Annotated in this window: 22 protein-coding genes and 1 tRNA gene; 8 read left to right on the forward strand and 15 right to left on the reverse strand. The window is 60.2% G+C overall.

Annotation, left to right across the window (positions count from 1 at the left end):
- Window positions 1-2: 2 nt before the first annotated feature.
- The 4 genes from HH303_RS01725 to HH303_RS01740 all read right to left on the reverse strand — a co-directional run bounded on the left by HH303_RS01725 (window position 3) and on the right by HH303_RS01740 (window position 3,958).
- Window positions 3-488 (reverse strand): PAS domain-containing protein, encoded by a 486-nt coding sequence (locus tag HH303_RS01725; protein WP_169623477.1) that lies wholly within the window; start codon window positions 486-488, stop codon window positions 3-5.
- A gap of 140 nt (window positions 489-628) precedes the next feature.
- Entirely contained in the window at window positions 629-1,156 is a 528-nt protein-coding gene (locus HH303_RS01730; RefSeq protein WP_169623478.1) for a peroxiredoxin, read from the reverse strand.
- Window positions 1,157-1,354: 198 nt separating this feature from the next.
- Window positions 1,355-2,506: an acetylornithine deacetylase gene (gene argE / locus HH303_RS01735; RefSeq protein WP_169623479.1), complete on the reverse strand. Its 1,152-nt coding sequence runs from the start codon at window positions 2,504-2,506 to the stop codon at window positions 1,355-1,357.
- A gap of 3 nt (window positions 2,507-2,509) precedes the next feature.
- A complete protein-coding gene (locus HH303_RS01740; RefSeq protein ID WP_319637276.1) occupies window positions 2,510-3,958 on the reverse strand; it encodes a TrkH family potassium uptake protein in 1,449 nt (482 codons plus the stop codon).
- 231 nt (window positions 3,959-4,189) lie between these two features.
- Between HH303_RS01740 and HH303_RS01745 the strand changes: the two genes are divergently transcribed.
- Entirely contained in the window at window positions 4,190-5,983 is a 1,794-nt protein-coding gene (locus tag HH303_RS01745; RefSeq protein ID WP_169623480.1) for a putative bifunctional diguanylate cyclase/phosphodiesterase, read from the forward strand.
- 50 nt (window positions 5,984-6,033) lie between these two features.
- Here the strand turns inward: HH303_RS01745 and folE are convergent, their stop codons facing one another.
- The 6 genes from folE to HH303_RS01775 form a co-directional block, all read right to left on the reverse strand.
- Window positions 6,034-6,669: a GTP cyclohydrolase I FolE gene (gene folE, locus HH303_RS01750; RefSeq protein WP_169623481.1), complete on the reverse strand. Its 636-nt coding sequence runs from the start codon at window positions 6,667-6,669 to the stop codon at window positions 6,034-6,036.
- Window positions 6,670-6,714: 45 nt separating this feature from the next.
- Window positions 6,715-7,107 (reverse strand): Co2+/Mg2+ efflux protein ApaG, encoded by a 393-nt coding sequence (gene apaG, locus HH303_RS01755; RefSeq protein WP_169624137.1) that lies wholly within the window; start codon window positions 7,105-7,107, stop codon window positions 6,715-6,717.
- A gap of 188 nt (window positions 7,108-7,295) precedes the next feature.
- The gene (locus tag HH303_RS01760; RefSeq protein ID WP_169623482.1) at window positions 7,296-8,150 is read right to left on the reverse strand and encodes an OmpA family protein; all 855 of its coding nucleotides are present in this window, start codon (window positions 8,148-8,150) and stop codon (window positions 7,296-7,298) included.
- A gap of 218 nt (window positions 8,151-8,368) precedes the next feature.
- Window positions 8,369-9,040, reverse strand: a complete 672-nt coding sequence (locus HH303_RS01765) for an ATP-binding cassette domain-containing protein (RefSeq protein WP_169623483.1) — start codon at window positions 9,038-9,040, stop codon at window positions 8,369-8,371.
- Entirely contained in the window at window positions 9,033-10,721 is a 1,689-nt protein-coding gene (locus tag HH303_RS01770; protein ID WP_169623484.1) for an ABC transporter permease, read from the reverse strand. The genes HH303_RS01765 and HH303_RS01770 overlap by 8 nt, the downstream gene beginning before the upstream one ends.
- Window positions 10,711-11,940: an ABC transporter substrate-binding protein gene (locus HH303_RS01775; protein ID WP_169623485.1), complete on the reverse strand. Its 1,230-nt coding sequence runs from the start codon at window positions 11,938-11,940 to the stop codon at window positions 10,711-10,713. Before HH303_RS01775 ends, HH303_RS01770 begins: the two co-directional genes overlap by 11 nt.
- 349 nt (window positions 11,941-12,289) lie before the next feature.
- Between HH303_RS01775 and HH303_RS01780 the strand changes: the two genes are divergently transcribed.
- A complete protein-coding gene (locus HH303_RS01780) occupies window positions 12,290-12,793 on the forward strand; it encodes a GNAT family N-acetyltransferase (RefSeq protein ID WP_169623486.1) in 504 nt (167 codons plus the stop codon).
- On the forward strand, window positions 12,786-13,208 hold the full coding sequence (locus HH303_RS01785; protein ID WP_169623487.1) for an ACT domain-containing protein: 423 nt from the start codon (window positions 12,786-12,788) through the stop codon (window positions 13,206-13,208). Before HH303_RS01780 ends, HH303_RS01785 begins: the two co-directional genes overlap by 8 nt.
- Here HH303_RS01785 and hutC read toward each other — a convergent pair.
- Entirely contained in the window at window positions 13,196-13,909 is a 714-nt protein-coding gene (gene hutC / locus HH303_RS01790) for a histidine utilization repressor (RefSeq protein ID WP_319637277.1), read from the reverse strand. The genes HH303_RS01785 and hutC overlap by 13 nt on opposite strands.
- Before the next feature lie 11 nt (window positions 13,910-13,920).
- Window positions 13,921-14,751, reverse strand: a complete 831-nt coding sequence (locus tag HH303_RS01795; RefSeq protein ID WP_169623489.1) for a phytanoyl-CoA dioxygenase family protein — start codon at window positions 14,749-14,751, stop codon at window positions 13,921-13,923.
- A 166-nt stretch (window positions 14,752-14,917) separates the two neighbouring features.
- Between HH303_RS01795 and HH303_RS01800 the strand changes: the two genes are divergently transcribed.
- Window positions 14,918-15,250, forward strand: coding sequence for a DHCW motif cupin fold protein (locus HH303_RS01800; RefSeq protein WP_169623490.1), 333 nt, complete (start codon window positions 14,918-14,920; stop codon window positions 15,248-15,250).
- Between the two features lie 72 nt (window positions 15,251-15,322).
- Here HH303_RS01800 and HH303_RS01805 read toward each other — a convergent pair whose 3' ends face one another.
- Window positions 15,323-16,543: an aminopeptidase P family protein gene (locus tag HH303_RS01805; RefSeq protein ID WP_169623491.1), complete on the reverse strand. Its 1,221-nt coding sequence runs from the start codon at window positions 16,541-16,543 to the stop codon at window positions 15,323-15,325.
- Between the two features lie 259 nt (window positions 16,544-16,802).
- Between HH303_RS01805 and HH303_RS01810 the strand changes: the two genes are divergently transcribed.
- A tRNA-Gly gene (locus HH303_RS01810) sits at window positions 16,803-16,876 on the forward strand.
- A gap of 10 nt (window positions 16,877-16,886) precedes the next feature.
- Here HH303_RS01810 and HH303_RS01815 read toward each other — a convergent pair.
- The gene (locus HH303_RS01815) at window positions 16,887-17,627 is read right to left on the reverse strand and encodes a substrate-binding periplasmic protein (RefSeq protein WP_169623492.1); all 741 of its coding nucleotides are present in this window, start codon (window positions 17,625-17,627) and stop codon (window positions 16,887-16,889) included.
- A 222-nt stretch (window positions 17,628-17,849) separates the two neighbouring features.
- On the opposite strand from HH303_RS01815, the gene HH303_RS01820 reads away from it, so the two are divergent.
- Window positions 17,850-18,644, forward strand: a complete 795-nt coding sequence (locus HH303_RS01820; protein ID WP_169623493.1) for a class II glutamine amidotransferase — start codon at window positions 17,850-17,852, stop codon at window positions 18,642-18,644.
- A gap of 3 nt (window positions 18,645-18,647) precedes the next feature.
- Here HH303_RS01820 and HH303_RS01825 read toward each other — a convergent pair whose 3' ends face one another.
- The gene (locus tag HH303_RS01825; RefSeq protein ID WP_169623494.1) at window positions 18,648-18,929 is read right to left on the reverse strand and encodes an usg protein; all 282 of its coding nucleotides are present in this window, start codon (window positions 18,927-18,929) and stop codon (window positions 18,648-18,650) included.
- 270 nt (window positions 18,930-19,199) lie between these two features.
- On the opposite strand from HH303_RS01825, the gene groES reads away from it, so the two are divergent.
- Both groES and groL read left to right on the forward strand, forming a co-directional pair.
- Window positions 19,200-19,514, forward strand: a complete 315-nt coding sequence (gene groES / locus HH303_RS01830) for a co-chaperone GroES (RefSeq protein ID WP_169623495.1) — start codon at window positions 19,200-19,202, stop codon at window positions 19,512-19,514.
- A gap of 73 nt (window positions 19,515-19,587) precedes the next feature.
- Window positions 19,588-21,225: a chaperonin GroEL gene (gene groL, locus HH303_RS01835; RefSeq protein ID WP_169623496.1), complete on the forward strand. Its 1,638-nt coding sequence runs from the start codon at window positions 19,588-19,590 to the stop codon at window positions 21,223-21,225.
- Window positions 21,226-21,286: the final 61 nt, after the last annotated feature.

Genomic DNA, 21,286 nt, shown 5'->3' on the forward strand with positions numbered 1-21,286 from the left:
CTTTAACAGGACCAGGGGATACGGCGCAGTGTCGACCGGTCCATTGCCTTCAAGATGCGCTTCTTGCCGTTCTTGTCGGGCTGCGGCACCAAGATTCGGACATAGCTCCAGTGCTCTTTTTCCATCGAGATGTATTCCCGAAGGCTTAGGTCCACCGATCCGGTTTCAATGCAATGCCGCATCGAATCGAGGACATCCTGTGCATCCGCATTGGAGAAAAAGGAACTGACCTTTTTACCGCGCATCTCGCCGCCATGAACCTGACAGACATAGGTTCCCGCTAGGCGAACGGCGCCGTCGGAAAAATCGGGTTCCAATTCAATCAACATGACGGTCGGGGCAAGTGGCAAGGGAACGTCGAACAGGTCCAACGCGCCGTCTTCACCCGCGTCTATTGCCGACGACCACTTTTCATAGAGCTTCTGAAACTCGGGATAGTTGGCAATTTCCGATAGGTCGATCGGGGTGGTCTTCTTTGGTGTAAGCATGATGAACTGGTAATCCCGCTACGCGCTACGCCGGTTTTCCGGCGCAATTTTAGTGTCAGAGACCGTTGGGTAACATTATTTCGTTAACAAAAGAAAAAGGCGCCGGTAATCGGCGCCTTTTCCGTTGTGATCGGTGTCGATCAGGCAGCCACTTTGGCTTCCTTCAGGTAGCCGAGCATCGTGTCGACGTCGGAAACCTTGAACGGGTCGCCAGGTTCGCCCGGCTCGACGAAGGTCTTTTCGATGACGCCGTCATTGACGACCATCGAATAGCGCCAGGAGCGCTTGCCGAAGCCGAGGTCTTCCTTACCGACCAGGAAGCCCATGCCTTCGGAGAATTCACCATTGCCGTCCGGAATGACCTTCAATTCGTCGGTCACGCCCTGGTCTTTCGCCCAGGCGTTCATGACGAAGCTGTCGTTGACCGACAGGCAGTAAATGTCGTCGACGCCAAGGCCCTTAACTTCCTGGGACTTGATCATGTAGCCCGGCAGGTGGGTCGAGGAGCAGGTCGGCGTGAACGCGCCCGGCAGGGCGAAGACGACGACGCGCTTGCCGGCGAAGATGTCGTTGGTGCTGACATCTTTCCATTCACCGTTTTCGCGGGTGCGGAAAGTAACCTGCGGGACGGCGTCGCCGACGGTCTTGGCATTCGGGAAATTGGACATGTGCTTCTCCATTTCTATCGGTTCAGTCGATACGAAACCCGCCCCAAGCCCCGGAACCCGGGCGATCAGGCGAATTTCGTGGAAGCGGCCCAACAGCAATATGTTGATTTGACGTTTAGACCGCTTCTAATAAGCGTGTACGGTCTATATAGAGATTTCTTAGAACCATTCCAAGGAATTTTTTGGCACCTGCGAAGATTATTTTCTGCACCGCAATATCAGCTTGCGCAGCATGGCTTCGCACTGGTCGATCTGATCCGATTCGATGAACTCATTCGGTTGATGCGCCTGATCGATCGACCCCGGCCCGCATACGACGACGGCCATCCCCGCGCGCTGGAACTGTCCCGCTTCTGTGCCATAGGGAACATAATTCATATCATTGTCGCCGGTCAGTTGCCGGACCAGTTGTTCCGCTTCGCTATCGCGGTCTTCGCGCAGGCCCGCGACGACGTTTTCCGTCGTTACCTTGATCGATGTCGACGGATCGATCGCATGCATTTCCGGCAAAATTTCCTGCGCGATCCAAGCTTCGAACTCTTCCTGGATTTCCTCCGGAAAATCGTCCGGCAGGTTGCGGATGTCGCACACGAACTCACAATGCCGGGATATGATGTTGGACGCGGTTCCCCCCTGCACCGTCCCGACATGGATCGTCGTATAGGGTGGCACGAACTTGCAGGCCGGATCCGCGGCGGCGGCGCGGGCCTTCGCCATTTCATCCAGTTTCGCGATCAGTCGCGCCCCGGTCATGACCGCGGATACGCCGCGATGCGTCTGGCTGGAATGGGCTTCCTTGCCGGTCACGACGACACTGAAGAACCACATCCCCTTATGCGCGGAAACGACCTTCATATCCGTCGGTTCGCCGACGATGACGACCGACGGCTTCGGCAGGCTCCTCCCGATTTCCGCGATCATGCTGGGCGCGCCCTTGCAGCCGATTTCCTCGTCATAGGAAAAGGCAAAATGGATGGGCCGCGCCAATGGCTGTGCCAACATTTCCGGCAAAAGCGCCAGGGCAGTCGCGGGGAAGGCCTTCATATCGCAGGTTCCGCGACCGTACAGCCGACTGCCCTTTCGGGTCATGGTGAAGGGATCGGTATCCCAAGGCTGCCCCGTAACCGGAACGACGTCGGTATGACCGGACAAGCAAACGCCGCCTTCCTTCTTCGGGCCGATCGTCGCCCACAGGTTGGCCTTGTCGCCTTCCGGACTGCGGACCAGTGTCGATTCGATGCCATGACCCCGCAGATGGTCCGCGACGAAGTCGATCAATTCCATATTCGACTTTGCCGTCGTCGTATCGAAGGAAACGAGCTTTTCCAAAAAATCGGTGGGCGTTCGCATCAATCAACCTCGCCAAAAGCCGGGCGCCAAAAGGATCAGCACCGTGAAAAGTTCCAGTCGCCCCAGCAGCATACCGAAGGACAACAACCATTTGGCGCCGTCCGGCAGAGAGGAGAAATTCCCCGCGGGGCCGATCACCTCCCCCAGTCCGGGGCCGACATTCGCGATCGCCGTCGCCGCGCCGCTGGTCGCGGTGATGAAGTCCAGGCCCATAAGGCCGAGTCCGCAGGCCAGCAACGCGTATATCGCCACAAACAGGAAGAAGAAGTTCATGACGGATGTTTCGACCGAATCCGGGATCGGCTTGCGATTGTAATACGCGATGAAGACCCCGTTCGGGCTCAACAGCCGCTTCATCTGAACCCGGGCGGACGCATAGAGGACCTGAAATCGGAACACCTTGATCCCGCAGGTCGTGGACCCCGCGCAACCTCCGATGAACATCAGGACGAAGAACATCGGCGCGGCAAACGCACCCCAAGCACTGAAATCCTGCGTCGCATAGCCCGTACCGGTCATCACGGAGGTTACATTGAATGAGGTGAACCGGATCGCATCGGTGATCGTCCAATCCCGTTCCATCACCAGATAGACGATCATGATGATCGTCGCCGAGCCTAGAAAACCGAAAAACCAACGCACCTGACTATCGTTGAAAAGCGCATTCGGGGAACCGCGCAATACCTGTAAATAGAGCAGAAACGGCAGCGATCCCAGGATCATGAAGACGGTCGAAATCCATTCGATCGACGCGCTTCCGAACAGGCCGACGGAACTGTCATAGGTCGAAAAACCGCCGGTTGCGACGGTGGTCATCGCATGATTGATCGCATCGAACCCCGTCATGCCCGCCGTCCAATAAAGAACCGCGCAAATCAGGGTCAGCAATAGATAGATAATCGTGATCCAGGCCCCGATCTGGGCGGCGCGGGGTAACGCCTTTTCGACCCGTTCCGCGAATTCCATGCGGAACAGCTGCATCCCGCCAACCTGCAGCATCGGCAGCACCGAAACAGCCATGACGATGATCCCGATCCCACCCAGCCATTGCAGCAAGGATCGCCAGATCAAAATGCCCGGCGGCGCGAAATCCAATCCGACGATGACCGTGGACCCAGTGGTTGAAATGCCGCTCATCGCCTCGAAAAAGGCGTCGGTGTAGGAAAGGTTCAGATCCGAGAACGCCATCGGCAGCGCGGCAAAGGCCGGCAACAGGCACCAGGTGGACGTCGTCATGACGAAGGCCTGGCGTATCGAGAAATTGCGCGATTTCACCCAATTGGTGAGCGCCAGCATCGCACCCGTAAAAAAGGTCAGGCCGGAGGCGGCGGCAAATACCCGCCAATCCGGATTTCCGACGGCAAGGTCGACGGCGGCCGGCAACGCCATCGCCGCCGCCAAGGTCATCAGCAATATTCCATTGACCATGAAAATCGGCCGAAAATCGAACACCCAAACCCTCCGCGCCGCCAATTCGGAAATTCGGCGAAAAAGACCCTCGACCGCATATCGCCCCGATCGCGCGGAGAATAGCCATTATCGGCCATGAACGCTAGGCCGCCAACGCGACACGCCATCAGGCGATCGATCCGGGCTCAAAAGCTACCCTTTACTTTTCCTTAATTCGTTGCTGGTACTAAGTCTGTCAAAGCAACAGAACAACTGCGAGGCGAACCGCAGAAAATGCCAGCGGAGTCGACAACACCAATTTTTGGTCCCGCCAAAACGCTCGAAGAACAGATCGAGCGCTTGGAATTGGTGTTCCACAACACGAACGACTCCATCGTTTCGATCAACAAGGACTCGAAGATCGTTGCGGTGAACAAACGAACGCTGGAAACCTTCGGTTACGAAAGCATGTCGGAATTGGTCGGCGAACGTGTCGAAATTCTGATGAACGAAACGCATTCGCCGCATCATGCCCGCTATATCATGGATTATATTCAGGGAAAGCGCGGCAACGTCGTCAACAACCTGCGCCGACTCTGGGCGCGGCGTAAGAACGGTAGCGTGTTTCCGGTCGATATCCATGTCGCCGACTACCGGTTCGGCGACGAACTGTATTTCGTCGCGTTTCTGCGCGAAATGTCGAACGTTTCCGAATTCGAAGACCGGGTGCATCTCTCCCTCTACTATGACCAACTGACGAGCCTGCCCAACAAGGAAGCGTTGTCGATCAGCCTCGAAACGGCACTACGGGCCGCGGAATCGAACCGGATGCGGTTCCTGTTGATGGAAATGGGCATCGATCAGATGCGCGCAATCAACACGACATTCGGCATGGAAGACGGCAACAACGTCATCCGGCTGGTCGGAAAGCGCCTGGAACATGCACTGACGCCCTGCGATTTCTTCGGACGCGGCAATGGCGACCGGTTTTCCGCCCTGTTCGAAATCCGGCCGGGGCATTCCGCCGCCGAACTGGCGGAATCGATCCAGGACCGAATCCAGGATGCGCTATCCGATCCGTTTGAATTCGGTGCGGCACGCGCCTCCATCACGCTGACGACCGGCGGTGTGGAAGTGCCGATGCTGACCACAACCGCCAGCACCGCGCTGCGCTTCGCCGATATGGCGTATTTCGAAGCGAAGGCCTCTCATCGCGGGGAGGTTTACCTTCTGACAGAAGCGGATGTCGCACGGGTGCTTCAGACGGCGTCCCTGGTGCACAAGATCCGAGACGCCTTGCAGATGCAGGAATTCTTCCCGGTCTTCCAGCCGAAGATCGATCTGGCGACCGGGCGTTTCGCGGCTGCGGAAACCCTGATCCGTTGGCGGACGGAAGCCGGTGAAATGATCCCGCCCAGCCTGTTCATCCCGGTGGCGGAAAACGCGGACCTTATCGAAGGGATCGGCCGGTTCATTTTCCTGGAATCCTGCGCCGCCATCCAGGAGTGGAAATCGGATCCGATCCTCAGCCAGGTCAAACTCGCGGTCAACATCTCCCCGAAACAGCTGGACCGCGAGAATTTCGTCGACTTTGTCGAACGGACGTTGGGCAGTTTCGATATTCCCGCTTCCGCCCTGGAATTCGAAATCACGGAAACCACCATCGCGAACAACCCGGTCAAGACACTGGCCGCCATCGAAAAGCTGTCCGAATTGGGCATTTCGACATCGATCGACGATTTCGGAACCGGGCATTCCTCGCTGAGCATGCTGCGGGAGGTGAAGGCGTCCCGCGCCAAGGTCGATCGCAGCTTCCTGACCGGCGTACCGGAAGATGAGAAGTCGAACCTGCTTCTGCGCAACATCATTAACCTGATGCGCGACATGGACCTCGCCGTGACGGTCGAAGGCGTTGAGACTGAGGAAGTGGCGAACTACCTGCGCAACCTACGTTGTTCCGAAGCGCAGGGCTTCTTCTTCGCCAAGCCGATGGAAAAGGCGGATTTCGAGACATTCGTGCAGGAACACGCCACCACGCACAAATGTGCGGAGCAGGACGAGAAAGCCGACGCGACTGCCGCACGTTGACACCGTCGCCGCCCCGGAACGCGGAAACGGCCCGTTCCCTTGATCCCGCCTTAGAGGCCCTTACCGTTCATCCCCGCCAGGGACAGGAATTCCGCCTTCAGCGCGCGATCGGACTTGAAAGCGCCGATCATGCGGCTGGTAATCATGGACACGCCGTCCTTCTTCACACCGCGCGTGGTCATGCACTGGTGCTGTGCGCTGAGAACAACGGCGACCCCCAACGGGTCGAGCGCATCCTGGATAGCGTCGGCAACCTGCGCCGTCATCTTTTCCTGGATTTGCAGGCGCTTGGCATAGATATCGACGACGCGGGCCAGTTTCGAAATACCGACGACGCGATTGCGCGGCAGATAAGCGACATGCGCCGTGCCGATGATCGGCACCATGTGATGTTCGCAATGGCTTTCGAACGAGATGTCCCGAAGCAGGACCATCTCGTCGTAACCTTCGGTTTCCTCGAAAGTTCGGGACAACAGTTCCGTCGGGTCTTCCTGGTAGCCCCAGAAGAATTCCTCATACGCCTTCGCAACACGCTTCGGCGTGTCCAGCAGCCCTTCGCGGTCGGGATTGTCCCCGGTCCAGCGCAGCAGCACACGTACCGCCGCTTCCGCTTCCTCACGGGAGGGGCGCGACGTTTCGGTCGCTTCGGCGTCGCGGTCTTCGCTCAAGGGCTGAATGGCGTTCATATCGGATCCTACTCAATTCTGTCGTAACATTCGTTATACGGCGGTTCAGTTCAATTGGATCGCCTGATGCGGACTATCCAAGGAAAAGGCCGGGATATCGACCTGGAAACTGTCGCCCGCCGCATCGTGCATTTCATAGGCGCCGAACATGATTCCAGAGGGAGTCTTCAACGGAGCACCGCTGGTATATTCGAAATGGCTGCCCGGGGAAATCGTCGGCTGTTCCCCGACCACGCCGGGACCGCGCACTTCCTCCACAAGGCCTTGCGCATCGGTGATCCGCCAATAGCGGTTCACCAGACGCACCGGCGCCGTGCCGAGATTTTCGATGCGGACACTATACGCCCAGACGAAATGCCCTTCGTCGGGGGCGGATTGGTTTTCCAGGAAGACCGGTTCCACCTGAACCCGGACGTCGTGCGTGGTTGCTTCGTAAATCATATCTGCCTGAGTCACCCCGTGTTTCCGGGACTCCTTCGATCAACCGGCCTGATATTAGTCGCCAACCTTCCGAAGTCCAGCCCGGACCAAGCGATACTGACAAAGAAAAAGGGCCGGAGCACATGGCCCCGGCCCGATTTCTGTCGTCGTCGCGACGTTGCCGTCGCGACCGCCGTTCAGCGATCTTACTTGATCGTGATTTCGACGCGACGGTTCTGCGGGTTCTTCACCCCGTCACCGGTCGCTTCGAGCGGCTCGCTCTCACCCTTCGCGTCGACGCTGATGGCGGATGCCGGGACACCCATTTCGATCAGCGAGAAGCGAACGTTATTCGCACGGTCCAAAGAAAGCTTATCGTTGTAAGCATTCGAACCGGACGTATCGGTGTGGCCGACCAGCGCGATGGAACCGTCCTTATAGTCGCCGAACTTCGAGTTCACGAGGCTCAGTACCTGGGCGGCGCCCTGGTTGACCGCGGAGTCATCGAAATCGAAGAACACGATGAAGCTCGCCGGCTCCATCATCGGTTCCGGCGCGGGCGCCGGGGCCGGTTCCATCTTCTTCTCAAGCACCGCGATGGCATCGAAGAATTCCTGCTTGCACGCGGCAATGTCGTCCGGCTGGAAGTTTTCTTCCTGCTGTTCGACCCAGCAGTCGTATTTCGCCTGAGCGACTGCGGCTTCGATCGGGTGCGCCTCACGGCCACCGGAATCCAGCGCCGAAATCAGACGGGCGCGCGACGCATTGAGTTCGTCGATGGAATCGGCGGGTTCGTTCCAGTTGGCGGGATCTTCCGGCGCAACGACTTCGCCCATCGCGACGCGAACACCCTTGCGGGCGAAGTAATCGGCGTCGACATGGTCGTACATCTGGAACATCTCGAATTCAGAGAATTTCTGATATTCCATCGCCAGCGCTTTGGTGAAGGCGGTGCCTTCCGGCTGGGCATTGCGCATTTTGAGCTCGTCCAGGTTTCCGTAAACAGAGCAACCCGTGAGCAGGACAGCCCCGCCGACAAGGCCGATCAAACGCTTCAGCATTTCGATACCCCTTTTCTATAGTCGCGCCGACATAACGTCGTCGCCGTTCAAATTTCGAGAAGCCAACCGGAACCGTCAGGCTCGACCCACCGATACGGCGTTTCAGTTCACTTCCCACGCAGCCCCGAACTCTCGAAGCCGCAGGTGATCGTCCCTTCCCATTCGGCACTATACTGGGGTTCGGAACAATTTCAAAGGGGTTAGGCCGTTTATCGGTATTAACCGGATACGCCGTTTTCGAGCACATCCAAGGATAGTACGCGCGATCGGTCGCCGAGGTTTTCGACATCTCCCACATCATGGGTGACCAGCAGAACCGGCAACCCGCGGCGTTCCGTCGTCTGAAAGACGAATTGCCGGAACCGCGACCGCGACTCCGGGTCCAGGGCGGAAAACGGCTCGTCCAGCAGCAGAACCGACGGCCGTGCCAGAAGGGCTCTCAAGCAGCCGATCCGCGCCCTTTGGCCGCCGGACAGTGTCGCCGGGTCGCGGGACTCGAATCCCTCAAGACCGGCTTCCGCCAAGGCATCGCCGATCCGCGTCCGCCGTTCGACGCGGCTGAGCTTCGGCGGCAAACCGAAGCCCAGATTGTCCCCGACCGTCATATGCGGGAACAGAAGATCGTCCTGGAACAGAATCCCGACATGTCGGCTTTCCGCCGCGACGCCCCTGACGACCCTGCCATCAACCAGAATATCGCCGCTGACATCGAAGCATGGGTCCAGCGTTCCGCAAATCGCGGAAAGCAGCGTCGACTTGCCCACGCCGCTTCTGCCGGTCACGGCGACGACCTCCCCCGGGCGCACATGCAGGGACAGGGGCGGAAACAGGCGCGCGCCTGAAACCGACACCGACAAATCCCGGATGATCAAGCCGCTTTCGTCAATCATGGCCCAGTCCTACCCCGAAACGCCGCCATCTGACGAGACGCGGAATCGCCCAGGCTAGTGCGAAGGCCAGAAAGGGCAGACCCGCCTGCAAGACGCCGACAACCCCGATTAACCGCCTATCCCCGCCTGATGACAGGGTCACCGCTTCCGTCGTCAGGGTCGTGACGCGGCCGGCCCCGGCGAAGACCGTCGGCAAGTAGGATCCGACACTGACGGCAAAACCGACCGCCATGGCGATCAGCAATGGACGCAACAGAAGCGGCAGCCGTACCGACCAGAAAACGCGCGCGGGCGATGCGCCAAGACAGGCCGCCGCCCGCGCGTATCGCGGATCGAGACCGCGATACGGTCCGGCGAGCGTCAGATATGTATAGGGGAGGACGAACAACAGATGCGCCCAAATCACCCCGCCCCAACTGCCATCCGCATGCAGACCGACCAAAAAGACCTGAAACCCGAACAGGAACGCCACCTCCGGCAGGATCAATGGCAGCAGGATCAGGGCCATGGTCCTCTGCCCGCGTCCGAAACGGGTTTCCGCTTCCAGACCGACGATCGCCAGGATTGCAGCGGCGACCGTGCTGGCCGTGGCGAGCGATAGCGTCGCCGCCAAAGGGTCGGCGATCATGTCGAAACGGTCGACCCAGTTTTCCAGGGACCAGCGCCCCGGAACCGCGTCCGGAAACCGCCAACGCCCCGCAAAGGACCAGATCAGCAATCCGACCAACCCAAGCCCGCCCAATAAAGACACAATGCCTGTCGGAACCGCCGCGAGGATGATCGCCCCGGGGAATAGATTCCGTCCCCCCCGTTGCAGCCAAGCCTTGAGAAGAAACCGCGATACGACCTCCCCTATCCGCCAGATCAGCACGGCCGCCAGGACGACACCGACTTGCAGCACGGCCCCCGCCGCCGCCACAAATTGGAAGGACAGGTCCGCTTCCCGCATCCACCGCAGGATCAGCACGCCCAAGGTCGGCGTCGGGGTCGCGGTCAGGATGATCGCCATATCCACCGTCGATACGGAAAACGCGATCACCGCATAAACCGGCAGGCGTATCCGCCCCGCCAGTTGCGGCATGACGAGTTTCAACCAGGAAACCGGGCCGGAATAGCCAAGACTGCGACCGATATCGACACTGCGCGCCGTTGGAAGACGTTCCAAGGCGGCAAGGCTGACCAGCAGCAGATAGGGAATTTCCTTAATGACCAGGGCCAGAACCAAACTGACGCCATGGGGATCGGGGGCCAGCGCGACATCCGGCGGTCGGTCCCATCCGGTGAAACCGGGCGAGGCCATGCGGACAAGCCAGCCGCTGGGAGATAGAACGAAGACGAGGCCGACGGCCAAGGCCGCATGCGGCACGGCAAGGATCGGCGCCAGCACGGCGCGCAGCCGCCCCATCCATCGGCTGTCGTGGAAAAAGGTCAATCCGCCCATCACTAGGGCAAATGACAGAAAAGCGGCGGCCAACCCGGTCGCGAGACTGCGAAACACGGCATCCCAGACGCCGGGATACGCCGCGAGCGCCCGCCACGGGTCCAATGAAAAATTCACCCCGCCCAGAGCCGGCAAATATCCGAAGGCGGGCAACAGGGTCCCAATCCCGCCCGCCACCAGCGGCACCAGGAACAAGGTCAGGACCAGCCATGGTCCATAGCGCAGAAAATTAAGCGCCATAGCGCCGCAGCCATACCTCCTCTATCCGAGTCATCCAGGTCGGATGCGGTTCCGGCAGGGTACGTCCCAGTTCCTCGGGCGACAGAGTCGCAACACCGCGCGGAAGATCGTCGAACAGGGCCCGTGCCGTATCGTCCAGGCGCGACATGCTCAACACCGTCGGATCGCCCCAGATACGCGGGTCCTGTTTGCGGGCCTGCGCTTCCGGCGACAGCAGGAAATTCGCGACAATGGCGGCCCCTTCCTTGGCCGAAGCATTGAACGGGATCGCGACATAATGCGTGTTCCCGATCGATCCGGCGTCGGGAACATAGGTGCGCGCCGTATCGACCAAGCGGTCTTGCTCTATGGCGTTCGACGCCTTAGCCGGATTGAAAGCCAGCGCGATATCCACCGATCCGTCGTCCAGCAACCCGATCAGGTCGTCTTCGGTTGCCGGATAGTCGCGGCCTTCGCGCCACAGAGTCGGATGCAGGGCCGAGAGATAATCCCAAAGCGGCGCCGTCACGGCATCGAAATTCTGCCCGGCCGGAGACAGCAATTCCGACGGATCTTCTACCAATTCGTAGAGCACCTGTTTCAGGAAGGTGGTTCCCAGAAAATTCGGTGGGGCGGGGTACGTAACCCGCCCCGGATTCGCCGTCGCATAGGCCAGAAGAGCACCGGCATCGCGCGGCGGGTTTGCCAAACGCGCCGTATCGTATACGAAAATCAGCTTCGCCCCACCCCAGGGCGATTCATATCCGTCGGTCGGAACCGTGAAGTCCCGAAGGATCGCGGGGTTTTCCTGCGTATCGATCAATTCGCGGTTGGGCAGAGCGTCCGCGAAGGGTCCGAACAGCAGCCCGTTATCCTTCATCGCCTTGAAGTTTTCGCCATTGATCCACATAAGGTCGACCGACCCGCCGGAGTCGCGGCCCGCCGCCTTCTCGGCGAGGATTCGGCGGACGGTTTCGGAAATGTCGCCCACCTTCACATGGACGAGGGTGACACCGTAATCTTCCTTCACCCGCTGCCCGACCCAATCGACATAGGCATTGATGGAATCGTCGCCGCCCCAGGCATTCCAATACACGGTCTGACCGCGCGCCTTTTCCAACGCCCGGTCCCAATCCAGAGCCTGATCTTCGGCGCTTGCCACCTGACCGAATGGGATTGCGGTCCCAATCAACCACAGGCAAAGCACGATCCAGTGCCGAACAGTGCGGGAATGTCTCATATTCGGGATTTCCTCCGACCAAGTTTCAGGAAAAGCTAGACAATCCCGTTACGGGTGACCAGAGTTGCGTCGCCTGCGCGCCACACGATTGCGTGATTGTCGTGGATGCGTCGGCGCATGGAATTAGACGAAAGACAGCCAAGGCCCGTTAGACATGACCTTTTTGCGCCCACCCTTTCAGTCGCGACGAAGCCGCGCCGCGTCCGCCCCGGTATCGGGCAGGACCGGCATGGTTATTCGCCGTGACCGCGATGGGTCGGCGTCGGACTGTCTAGGCTGAGAGCCGCTCCGATACGCCTCCTTCCCTCCGGTCGCCACGACAGCAAGACGACCTAGGAAAGAGAGCCAAATGAATTATGCCATTACCCTGGAATCCCCCAAAGACATCGATGCCATTGAGACGCTGATCGAAGACGCCTTCGGTCCCGGGCGGCGGACACGCACTGTATTCCAGTTCCGAGACGGACGCGCGCCGCTGGCCGAATTCGGCTTCGTGGCCCATCTGGACGGCGACATGGTCGCGTCGATCCGGTTTTGGCCCGTGGTTCTACCGAACGGGCAGACCGTGCCGCTATTGGGGCCGCTCGCCGTGCGGCCCGAAATTCGCGGCTTGGGCATCGGTCGGGCCTTGATCCGCAAGGGTATCGATGCGGTGATGGAAAGCGGCGCGCCGGCGATCCTGATCATCGGCGATCCAGGCTATTACGCGCCGTTCGGCTTCCGCGTCGATACTGTTCATGACCTGGACATGGGCGGTCCGGTAATGCCGCTGGCATTGATGGGCCTGGAATTCGTCGAAGGCAGCCTGTCGGGTCAATCCGGCACTGTGACCCCGGTCCCCGCCGATGTCTGAGGTTACATTGCCCAGCCTTACATTGCCCAGCCTTCTGCTGGAACCGCTGCCGCATGGATATTCGATTTCGAAATTGACGCCCGGATCGCCAGCGCCCGATTGGGCACTCGGTGACGGCTGCGTCAGCGTCACGGCGGTGGAGGATGAAACCTCCATCGTATGCCGCAGCGACCGTGTGCCGGATGGGGTGGCACGGTCGGACGGCTGGACGGCGGTCAAGGTGACGACCCTGTTCGAATTGGACGAGCCGGGGGTCGTTCTCGCCGCCGTTAAGCCGATCTCGCAGGCCGGTCTCGGTATCTTCGTCCTCTCGACCTATTATCGGGATTATATACTCGTCCGAACGGCGGAAATGGATCGAGCGGTCCGTCTATGGACCGATGCGGGTCACCAAATCGGCGATCAGGCGCGATAGGCGAAACGGGTACCGAAGCATTGGCTGCTGCCCGGATGGCTCAGGCGCGATACCGTGGCTACATCGTCATGGGTCCAGGTCCGCCGCCGGAGAATCAGACAGGGCTCGCCGTCATCAAGGTCCAGCAATTCCCGTATCGTCGCGTCGGGCAAGGCGGCCTCGACGATATGTTCGACCTCCGACAGGACGGCGGCCCCCATCAGCGCGGCATACGGGGTAACGCGGGTGAAATCCGTATCCAGATAGTTGGGGAAGATGGCCGGATTGACATATCGGTCTTCCACCTGAACCGGAATGCCGTCGCCCAGATGCAGCACGACCGAATGAAACACCCGGCTGCCCGGCGGCAGGTGCATTTCTTCCGCCAGCCCCCCAGCGGCGGCCACGGTTTCCAATGTGACCAACCGCTGCGAATGCGTCTGCCCCGCCGCCTGCAACTGGTCCGCGATGCTGCGCAGTTCCAGAATTTCAACCGGCGCCTTGCGTTCCGCGACATAGGTGCCGGTGCCCTGAACCCGCACCAGAACGCCCGCTTGCGACAATTCTCGCAAGGCCCGGTTCACCGTCATGCGGCTGACGCCCATATCGCGCAGCAGCTCGTTTTCCGACGGAATACGGTCGCCGGGTTTCAAACGTCCGGTTTCGATGCGTTCCAGGATCGTCCGCTTGATCCGTTCGTATTGTGGTACGGCGTGCGTCACCGATCCGCCTTTCAATCCGAATAGACGATAGGGAACTGTTCCCCGCCGAACGGCGCACCGTCCTCGTATTCCAGGTCCGGAAAGGCTGGGGATGTCATGCCGGGCCGCTTCACGAATGTCGCATCGTCGCCGACCAGCCGCCAGGACACGACCCGCCGCCGGATCGGCGAATTGTTCGCGGGCGCCCCGTGCAGCATGCCGAAATTGAAGACAACGGCGTCGCCCGGCTCCACCGCCCAGCCCAGAATATCGAACTGGTCGCGGTTCGCGGCGACGTCCGGCACGCCGCTGCTGTCGTCATTGGCATAGAGGTCCGTCCCGTCGAAGCGCGTCGGCTTGAAGCTTGTGCCCCACAGATGCGACCCGGCGACATATTCGATCGTGCGTTCGCGCGGCACGGGGTCCAACGGCACCCAGAAACTGACGCTCTGCCGCGCCTCGACCAGATAGTAGGGCCCGTCCTGGTGCCAGGGGGTGACGGTGCTGTTCCCCGGTTCCTTCACCAGAATATGTTCGTGGAACATGCGCGCGGTATGCGATCGCATCAGCCCCGCCGCCAAGGCGCCCAGAGGAGAATTGGTGACGAAATCGCGGAAGAACGGGTTGGTGTTCCAAGTCACATAGTCCTGAAAGAACGGCGATTTCCCATCGTCGGGACGGTAGGTGCGTTCCCGCCAGGATGGGTTTTCCATCGCCCAGTCGATGCCGTCGGCCAGAACCGTCTGCCAATCGTTGAAGACGCCGCGCAGGACGACCGCCCCATCCGTTTCGAACCGCTCTACCGTTTCCGGCGTCAGTCCGAGAAGTCCGATATCCGCTGCCTTGGCTTGCTGTTCCGTCATGACGTCCTCCCGCTGACAAAAATTTGCGCCGCCTCAATTCCACGGCAACGCTACTTGTATATACAACTTCTGTCAAACGATACCGTCGCTTGCGGAAGCGTCGGCCTTATGCGCTGATGCGGTCTTGGATTTCCGCCCCTCTCACCCCCAAATCCGCGATATCGCCATGAAGATACCCACCTCCCCGTTTACCGTTACCGACTGGGCTAACCTGCCCCGAACCGAACATCCCGGAGAAACCGGTGTCGCCTATTGGCGCACGGTAACCGTCGGGGACCTTCGCATCCGTCAGGTCGAATATTCGCCGGGATATCTGGCCGACCATTGGTGTGACCGGGGCCATGTCTTCTATGTCCTGGAAGGGGAATTGGTGTCGGAACTGAAAGACGGGCGAAAGACCGTCATGACCGCCGGACAGAGCTATCACGTCTCGGATTTCGGGGATGCCGCACACCGGTCCTATTCGGAAAACGGGGCAAAGCTCTTCATCGTCGATTGAGGCCCCCCGGCCGCCTGCTGGCGGATGCGGCCCGTATCGCGTCGGCAATACGGGCCACCTCCAACCTATTTCTTAGGCGACGATGTTCTTCTCCGGCCCGTAAGGGAAGCCGGTGATGTTCTCCGCCCCGGTCTCGCCGACAACCAGGATATCGTGTTCCCGATACCCGCCTGCGCCCGGCCGGCCTTCCGGAATCCACAGCATCGGTTCCATCGACACGACCATGCCCGGTTCCAGCACCGTGTCGATATCCTCCCGCAGTTCCAGCCCCGCCTCGCGGCCGTAATAGTGGCTGAGGATACCGAAGGAATGGCCGTATCCGAAGGACCGGTATTGCAGCAAGCCTTCATCGGCGAAGAAGCGGTTGATCTCCGCACAAATGCCGGAGCATGTCGCGCCCGGCTTGATCAGGCTTATGCCCAATTCATGGGCGGCGATATTGGCCTTCCAGATGCGCAGGGACTCCGCGTCCGGTTCGCCCAGAAACAGGGTGCGTTCCAACGCCGTGTAGTAACCGGAAATCATCGGGAAGGTGTTGAGGGACAGAATATCCCCCATTTCCAGCTTTCGCGTCGTCACCGGGTTGTGTGCGCCGTCGGTATTGATGCCGGACTGGAACCAGACCCATGTGTCGCGCAATTCCGACTCCGGCCGCGACTTCGCGATTTCCAGTTCCATCGCATCGCGGCCCGCCATGGCGACGTCGATTTCCCGCGTGCCCTCCTTGATCGCGGCGCGGATCGCCGCGCCCCCGACATCGGCGACGCGCGCGCCTTCCCGGATCAGCACGATTTCTTCTGCCGACTTCACCATCCGCGCGGCCATCGTGTCCGGCGCGATATCGACCAGTTCCGGCCCGCCCAGCATGGAAACCGCCGTATCCCGCGCCGCCAAGGTCAGGTGGTCGCCCTCAATCCCCAGCCGTTTCACCGACGTCGGCAGGACGGAGGCAACAGCCCGCCAATAGTTGTTCCGCTGCCAATCGGTATAGGTGACATTGTCGCCAAAGGACCGCCGCCAAGGCTGGCCCGCATCGATATTGGCGGAAATGGTGGTGCAGCGATCCTGCGTCACGACACAGCCATAGGGCCGCCCGAAGCTGCAATACAGGAAGCCGGAATAATAGGCGATGTTGTGCATGCTGGTCAGCAGCACCGCCGGGACATCCCGTTCCGCCATGATCGCACGCAGGGTCGCCAGACGGCGTTCGTATTCCGCCGCGCTGAACGGCAGCGGGGCCTTTTCGCCATTGGGGCGTTGGAAGAATTCGGGGCGTTTCGATAAATCGGTCATCACACGACTCCATTGTCCAAACCGGGCAGTGGAGGGTTCGACATGCCCGGCTATACGTCCCGGCGTACAGGACAGCAGGTCACATCGTTCCGACGACCGTGACGAACTAAAGGCCCGCGACGCCATCGCGGCATCCGTCACGGCGGCGACTTTATGGAAGATCGGGATTTCCGGTCAATAGATTTGTCGGGACAACGATCCCGCTTGATCCGAAGCGCCGCACTGGCTATATCCGGGCGGTACCGCCGCTTCGGCGCATGCGGGTGTAGTTCAATGGTAGAACGGCAGCTTCCCAAGCTGCATACGGGAGTTCGATTCTCCTCACCCGCTCCAAACTCTCCCCTTACTGTCCGCGATACCGTGCCTCAATCCGCGCCATGGTGCCGTCCGCCTTCATTTCGGCCAAGACCGCCGCGAATTGAGGGGCACGGTCGTCGGCGGTCGAAAAATGAGAGATCGCGAAATAGGAGGGGCGACCGCCCGCGGTGAAAGTGCTGCGCACGATCGGCAAGCCCAGCCGGGAAATTAGGTAATCGCCCAGCAAGGTCGGCGCGATCACCGTATCCAGCCGTCCGTTCACCATCATCTTGAAGGCACCTTCGTAATCGCCGACGGGAAACTTCGTCAGCGCTTCGTCCGTATCGAAGGGATCGAAATAGGCCGCCTTGCGCTGCACGCCGATGATCCGACCCGCTAAATCCTCGTACCGCGCAATGTCGGGCTTCCCGGCCATTCGATAGAAGGATTTCGGTTCCGACGGCAGCGGTTCCTCGACATAGACCATGAAGGTTTCCCGTTCCGCCGTGCGGTTCGGGCCCAGCATCATGTCCGCCTCCCCCGTCAGCATCATGGCCAGGGCGCGGCGGAAGGGCGTATCGACAAAGCGCAGGGATATATCCAGACGCCGCGCCATTTCGCGGGCGACGTCGATATAGAAACCGGAAAACCGCGTCTGCCCGTTGCCGTCCGTTTCGATAATGCGATAGGGCGGGGCATCGTTGACGGCGACCAGGAATGTTTCCGGCTGCGCCTTTGCCGCCGGAACCGGGGAGACGGTGACGGCAGCGGCTGTCCAAAGCAACACCAAACCAACCGCTCTGTTTTTCGGAATCCGCACCTTCATGTCCTTCCGGTCCGATTCGATCGGCCGATATGGCACGCCGCCTTTTCCACTATTAGGCGTACTATAATAATCTTCTCACCGCGAGGAAAGCGGCTCCCTTGCCGATCCGGCACCGAATTCCACTTGATCGAATGGGCGACCCGGCATCAAATCCGCCCGTTCGTCACGTCCGGAGGTTCGGCCATGTGCCGCTGGCTCGCCTATTGGGGCCCGCCCCTGTTCATGGAAGATTTGGTCACCAAGCCGGATCGGTCGCTGATCCATCAAAGCCTGCATGCGGCCGAGGCGAAGTCGGAAACCAATGGCGACGGTTTCGGCATCGGCTGGTACGGGGAACGGAACAATCCCGGCCTGTACCGCGAAATCCTGCCCGCCTGGAACGACGAGAACCTGAAACACCTGTCGGCGCAAATTCGATCCCGCCTGTTCTTCGCCCATGTCCGGGCCTCGACGGGGACGGCAACGACGCGCGCCAACTGCCATCCCTTCACACAAGGCCGCTGGCTGTTCATGCATAACGGCCAGATCGGCGGCTATTCGAAAATCCGCCGGGCGCTCGAACAGGCCCTGCCGGACAGGCTCTATGCCTCCCGCCAGGGGACGACGGATTCCGAACTGATCTTCCTGTTGGCGCTATCGATGGGACTGGACGACGATCCGGTCGGCGCGATGGGCAAAAGCCTGGGCTTCGTCGAAGGCGAGATGCAAAAGGCGGGCATCGACGAACCGCTGCGTTTTACCGCCGCCCTGTCCGACGGCGACCGGCTGTTCGCCTTCCGCTATTCGACCGACGCCATGGCCCCGACGCTGTACCATTCCTGCACTGAAACGCCTTGCACTGGCGGCGGGTCGCTGACCGTCGTGTCCGAACCCCTGGACACCGACCGCAAACGCTGGACCGCAATCCCGCCCAGCCACGCGATCTCCGTCACGGCCGATGGCGCGTTGACGACGGTCCCGTTCGCGGTTCGGACCTAAGCGTCAGTGAATCTGCATCCAGGCGTCGGCGTAGCGGGCGTCGCCCGGCGTGACGAGATCGTAGCGCGCGACATGGACCGAATGCAGCGGACCGTCGATATTATCTACCCAGAAGTCCAGAAATTTGTGCAGTTCGGGATAGTCCGGCGCGATGTCCAGATGCTGCCAAACGAAGCTTTGCAGCAGGTCGGGATGGTCCGGCATGTGATAGAGGATTTCCGCCGTCGACAGGCGGTAGCCCTTCATCTGAAGGGAAAAGGAACCGTCGGAAACAAGATGGGTCATGCAAAAAGCCTCCGTGTTCGTAACGGCGCGGTTCGCGCTCCATCCTGGAATTTTGACCCAAAACGCATTTTCGGCGCAATAAAAATGTTATATTTCAATGCTTTGTCAGCCAAACGCCCCGACTGCTGATAAATTTACATATGGCCTCTTGAAACGCGCCTCGGATTTCAATAAATGCAGTGCTACGCGAGCTTGGCACTCTCCTGCCATGAGTGCCAAGTCATCATCAGCATGACAAACCTTTGTCTAAGGAATGGAGGAGGTTACATCATGGCATTTCGTCCCTTGCACGACCGTGTTTTGGTTCGTCGAGTTGAAGAGGATCAGAAGACGGCCGGTGGGATCATCATCCCCGACACCGCCAAAGAAAAGCCGATGCAGGGCGAGATCATCGCTGTCGGCACCGGGCATATTCAGGATGACGGCTCCGTCCGCGCCCTGGACGTCAAAGCGGGCGACATCGTGCTGTTCGGCAAATGGTCGGGCACCGAAGTCAAGATCGACGGCGAAGACCTGTTGATCATGAAGGAAAGCGACATTCTGGGCGTTATCGAAGCGTCCGCCGCGAAGAAGAAGGCCGCCTGAGTAAAGGGGCCCCCGGGAATTCGTTCCGGGCGAACCGTTACTGCCAAATCACACTAGCAATGGAGTAGCGAAAATGGCTGCTAAAGACGTTAAATTCTCGACCGACGCGCGCGACCGCATGCTGCGCGGCGTCGATATCCTCGCCAACGCCGTCAAGGTGACGCTGGGTCCGAAAGGCCGCAACGTCGTCATCGACAAATCCTTCGGCGCCCCGCGCATCACGAAGGACGGCGTCACGGTTGCCAAGGAAATCGAACTGAAGGACAAGTTCGAAAACATGGGTGCGCAGATGCTGCGTGAGGTCGCGTCGAAGACCAACGACCTGGCCGGCGACGGCACCACCACCGCCACCGTTCTGGCCCAGGCGATCGTCCGTGAAGGCGCGAAGGCCGTGGCCGCGGGCATGAACCCGATGGATCTGAAGCGCGGTATCGATCTGGCCGTCGAAGCGGTCGTCGCCGACGTCGCCAAGCGCGCCCGCAAGATCGAAAAGAACAGCGAAATCGCCCAGGTCGGCACGATTTCCGCCAACGGCGACAAGACCGTCGGCGACATGATTGCCGAAGCCATGAAGCGCGTCGGCAACGAAGGCGTCATCACGGTTGAGGAAGCCAAGTCCCTGGACACCGAACTGGAAGTCGTCGAAGGCATGCAGTTCGACCGCGGCTACCTGTCGCCGTATTTCGTGACCAACAGCGAGCGCATGACGGTTGAGTTGGAAGACCCGTATATCCTGCTGCACGAAAAGAAACTGTCCAACCTGCAGGCCATGCTGCCGGTTCTGGAACAGGTTGTTCAGTCGGGCAAGCCGCTGCTGATCATCGCGGAAGACGTCGAAGGCGAAGCGCTGGCGACCCTGGTCGTCAATAAGCTGCGCGGCGGCCTGAAGATCGCCGCCGTCAAGGCGCCGGGCTTCGGCGATCGTCGCAAGGCGATGCTGGAAGACATGGCGGTCCTGACGGGCGGTCAGGTCATTTCCGAAGACGTCGGGATCAAACTGGAAGCCGTCACGCTCGACATGCTGGGCACGGCCAAGAAGGTGTCGATCACGAAGGACGAAACCACCGTCGTCGACGGCGCGGGCAAGAAGAAAGACATCGAAGCCCGTTGCGGTCAGATCAAGGGTCAGATCGAAACCACGACCTCCGATTACGACCGTGAGAAGCTTCAGGAACGTCTGGCGAAGCTGGCCGGCGGGGTTGCCGTCATCCGCGTCGGCGGTGCGACCGAAGTCGAAGTGAAAGAGAAGAAAGACCGCGTCGACGACGCCCTGCACGCGACTCGCGCGGCCGTGGAGGAAGGCGTCGTTGCCGGTGGCGGTACCGCCCTTCTCTACTCCCTGAAGGCCCTGAAGGACCTGAAGACGAGCAACGACGATCAGAAGGTCGGCATCGACATCATCCGCAAGGCCCTGACCGCCCCGGCGCGTCAGATTGCCGACAACGCGGGTGCTGACGGTGCGGTCATCGTCGGCAAGATGCTGGAATCGAAAGACACCAGCTGGGGCTACAACGCCCAGTCCGGCGAATATGTCGATCTGCTGAAAGACGGCGTCATCGACCCGGCGAAGGTCGTGCGTTGCGCCCTGCAGGACGCGGCCTCGGTCGCCGGTCTGCTGATCACGACGGAAGCCATGATCGCCGACAAGCCGGAAGACAAAGCCTCCGGCCCGGCCATGCCCGACATGGGGGGCATGGGCGGCATGATGTAAGCTTCGGCTGACATCCTACGCTTAAAAAGGAAGGGCGGCATCCCACGGGTGCCGCCCTTCT

It is taken from the genome of Pacificispira spongiicola (assembly GCF_012926505.1).
Classification (GTDB): Bacteria; Pseudomonadota; Alphaproteobacteria; order UBA8366; family Aestuariispiraceae; genus Pacificispira; species Pacificispira spongiicola.

Bases quoted from the DNA above. Each gene is read 5' to 3' on its own strand.
- folE (WP_169623481.1), bottom strand. From the start codon at position 6,669: ATGAACGCCATTCAGCCCTTGAGCGAAGACCGCGACGCCGAAGCGACC.
- HH303_RS01770 (WP_169623484.1), bottom strand. From the start codon at position 10,721: ATGGCGCTTAATTTTCTGCGCTATGGACCATGGCTGGTCCTGACCTTG.
- HH303_RS01775 (WP_169623485.1), bottom strand. From the start codon at position 11,940: ATGAGACATTCCCGCACTGTTCGGCACTGGATCGTGCTTTGCCTGTGG.
- HH303_RS01805 (WP_169623491.1), bottom strand. From the start codon at position 16,543: ATGACCGATTTATCGAAACGCCCCGAATTCTTCCAACGCCCCAATGGC.
- HH303_RS01730 (WP_169623478.1), bottom strand. From the start codon at position 1,156: ATGTCCAATTTCCCGAATGCCAAGACCGTCGGCGACGCCGTCCCGCAG.
- HH303_RS01745 (WP_169623480.1), top strand. From the start codon at position 4,190: ATGCCAGCGGAGTCGACAACACCAATTTTTGGTCCCGCCAAAACGCTC.
- HH303_RS01725 (WP_169623477.1), bottom strand. From the start codon at position 488: ATGCTTACACCAAAGAAGACCACCCCGATCGACCTATCGGAAATTGCC.
- HH303_RS01760 (WP_169623482.1), bottom strand. From the start codon at position 8,150: ATGCTGAAGCGTTTGATCGGCCTTGTCGGCGGGGCTGTCCTGCTCACG.
- groL (WP_169623496.1), top strand. From the start codon at position 19,588: ATGGCTGCTAAAGACGTTAAATTCTCGACCGACGCGCGCGACCGCATG.
- HH303_RS01820 (WP_169623493.1), top strand. From the start codon at position 17,850: ATGTGCCGCTGGCTCGCCTATTGGGGCCCGCCCCTGTTCATGGAAGAT.
- HH303_RS01795 (WP_169623489.1), bottom strand. From the start codon at position 14,751: ATGACGGAACAGCAAGCCAAGGCAGCGGATATCGGACTTCTCGGACTG.
- HH303_RS01800 (WP_169623490.1), top strand. From the start codon at position 14,918: ATGAAGATACCCACCTCCCCGTTTACCGTTACCGACTGGGCTAACCTG.
- HH303_RS01765 (WP_169623483.1), bottom strand. From the start codon at position 9,040: ATGATTGACGAAAGCGGCTTGATCATCCGGGATTTGTCGGTGTCGGTT.
- HH303_RS01825 (WP_169623494.1), bottom strand. From the start codon at position 18,929: ATGACCCATCTTGTTTCCGACGGTTCCTTTTCCCTTCAGATGAAGGGC.
- argE (WP_169623479.1), bottom strand. From the start codon at position 2,506: ATGCGAACGCCCACCGATTTTTTGGAAAAGCTCGTTTCCTTCGATACG.
- HH303_RS01780 (WP_169623486.1), top strand. From the start codon at position 12,290: ATGAATTATGCCATTACCCTGGAATCCCCCAAAGACATCGATGCCATT.
- HH303_RS01785 (WP_169623487.1), top strand. From the start codon at position 12,786: ATGTCTGAGGTTACATTGCCCAGCCTTACATTGCCCAGCCTTCTGCTG.
- groES (WP_169623495.1), top strand. From the start codon at position 19,200: ATGGCATTTCGTCCCTTGCACGACCGTGTTTTGGTTCGTCGAGTTGAA.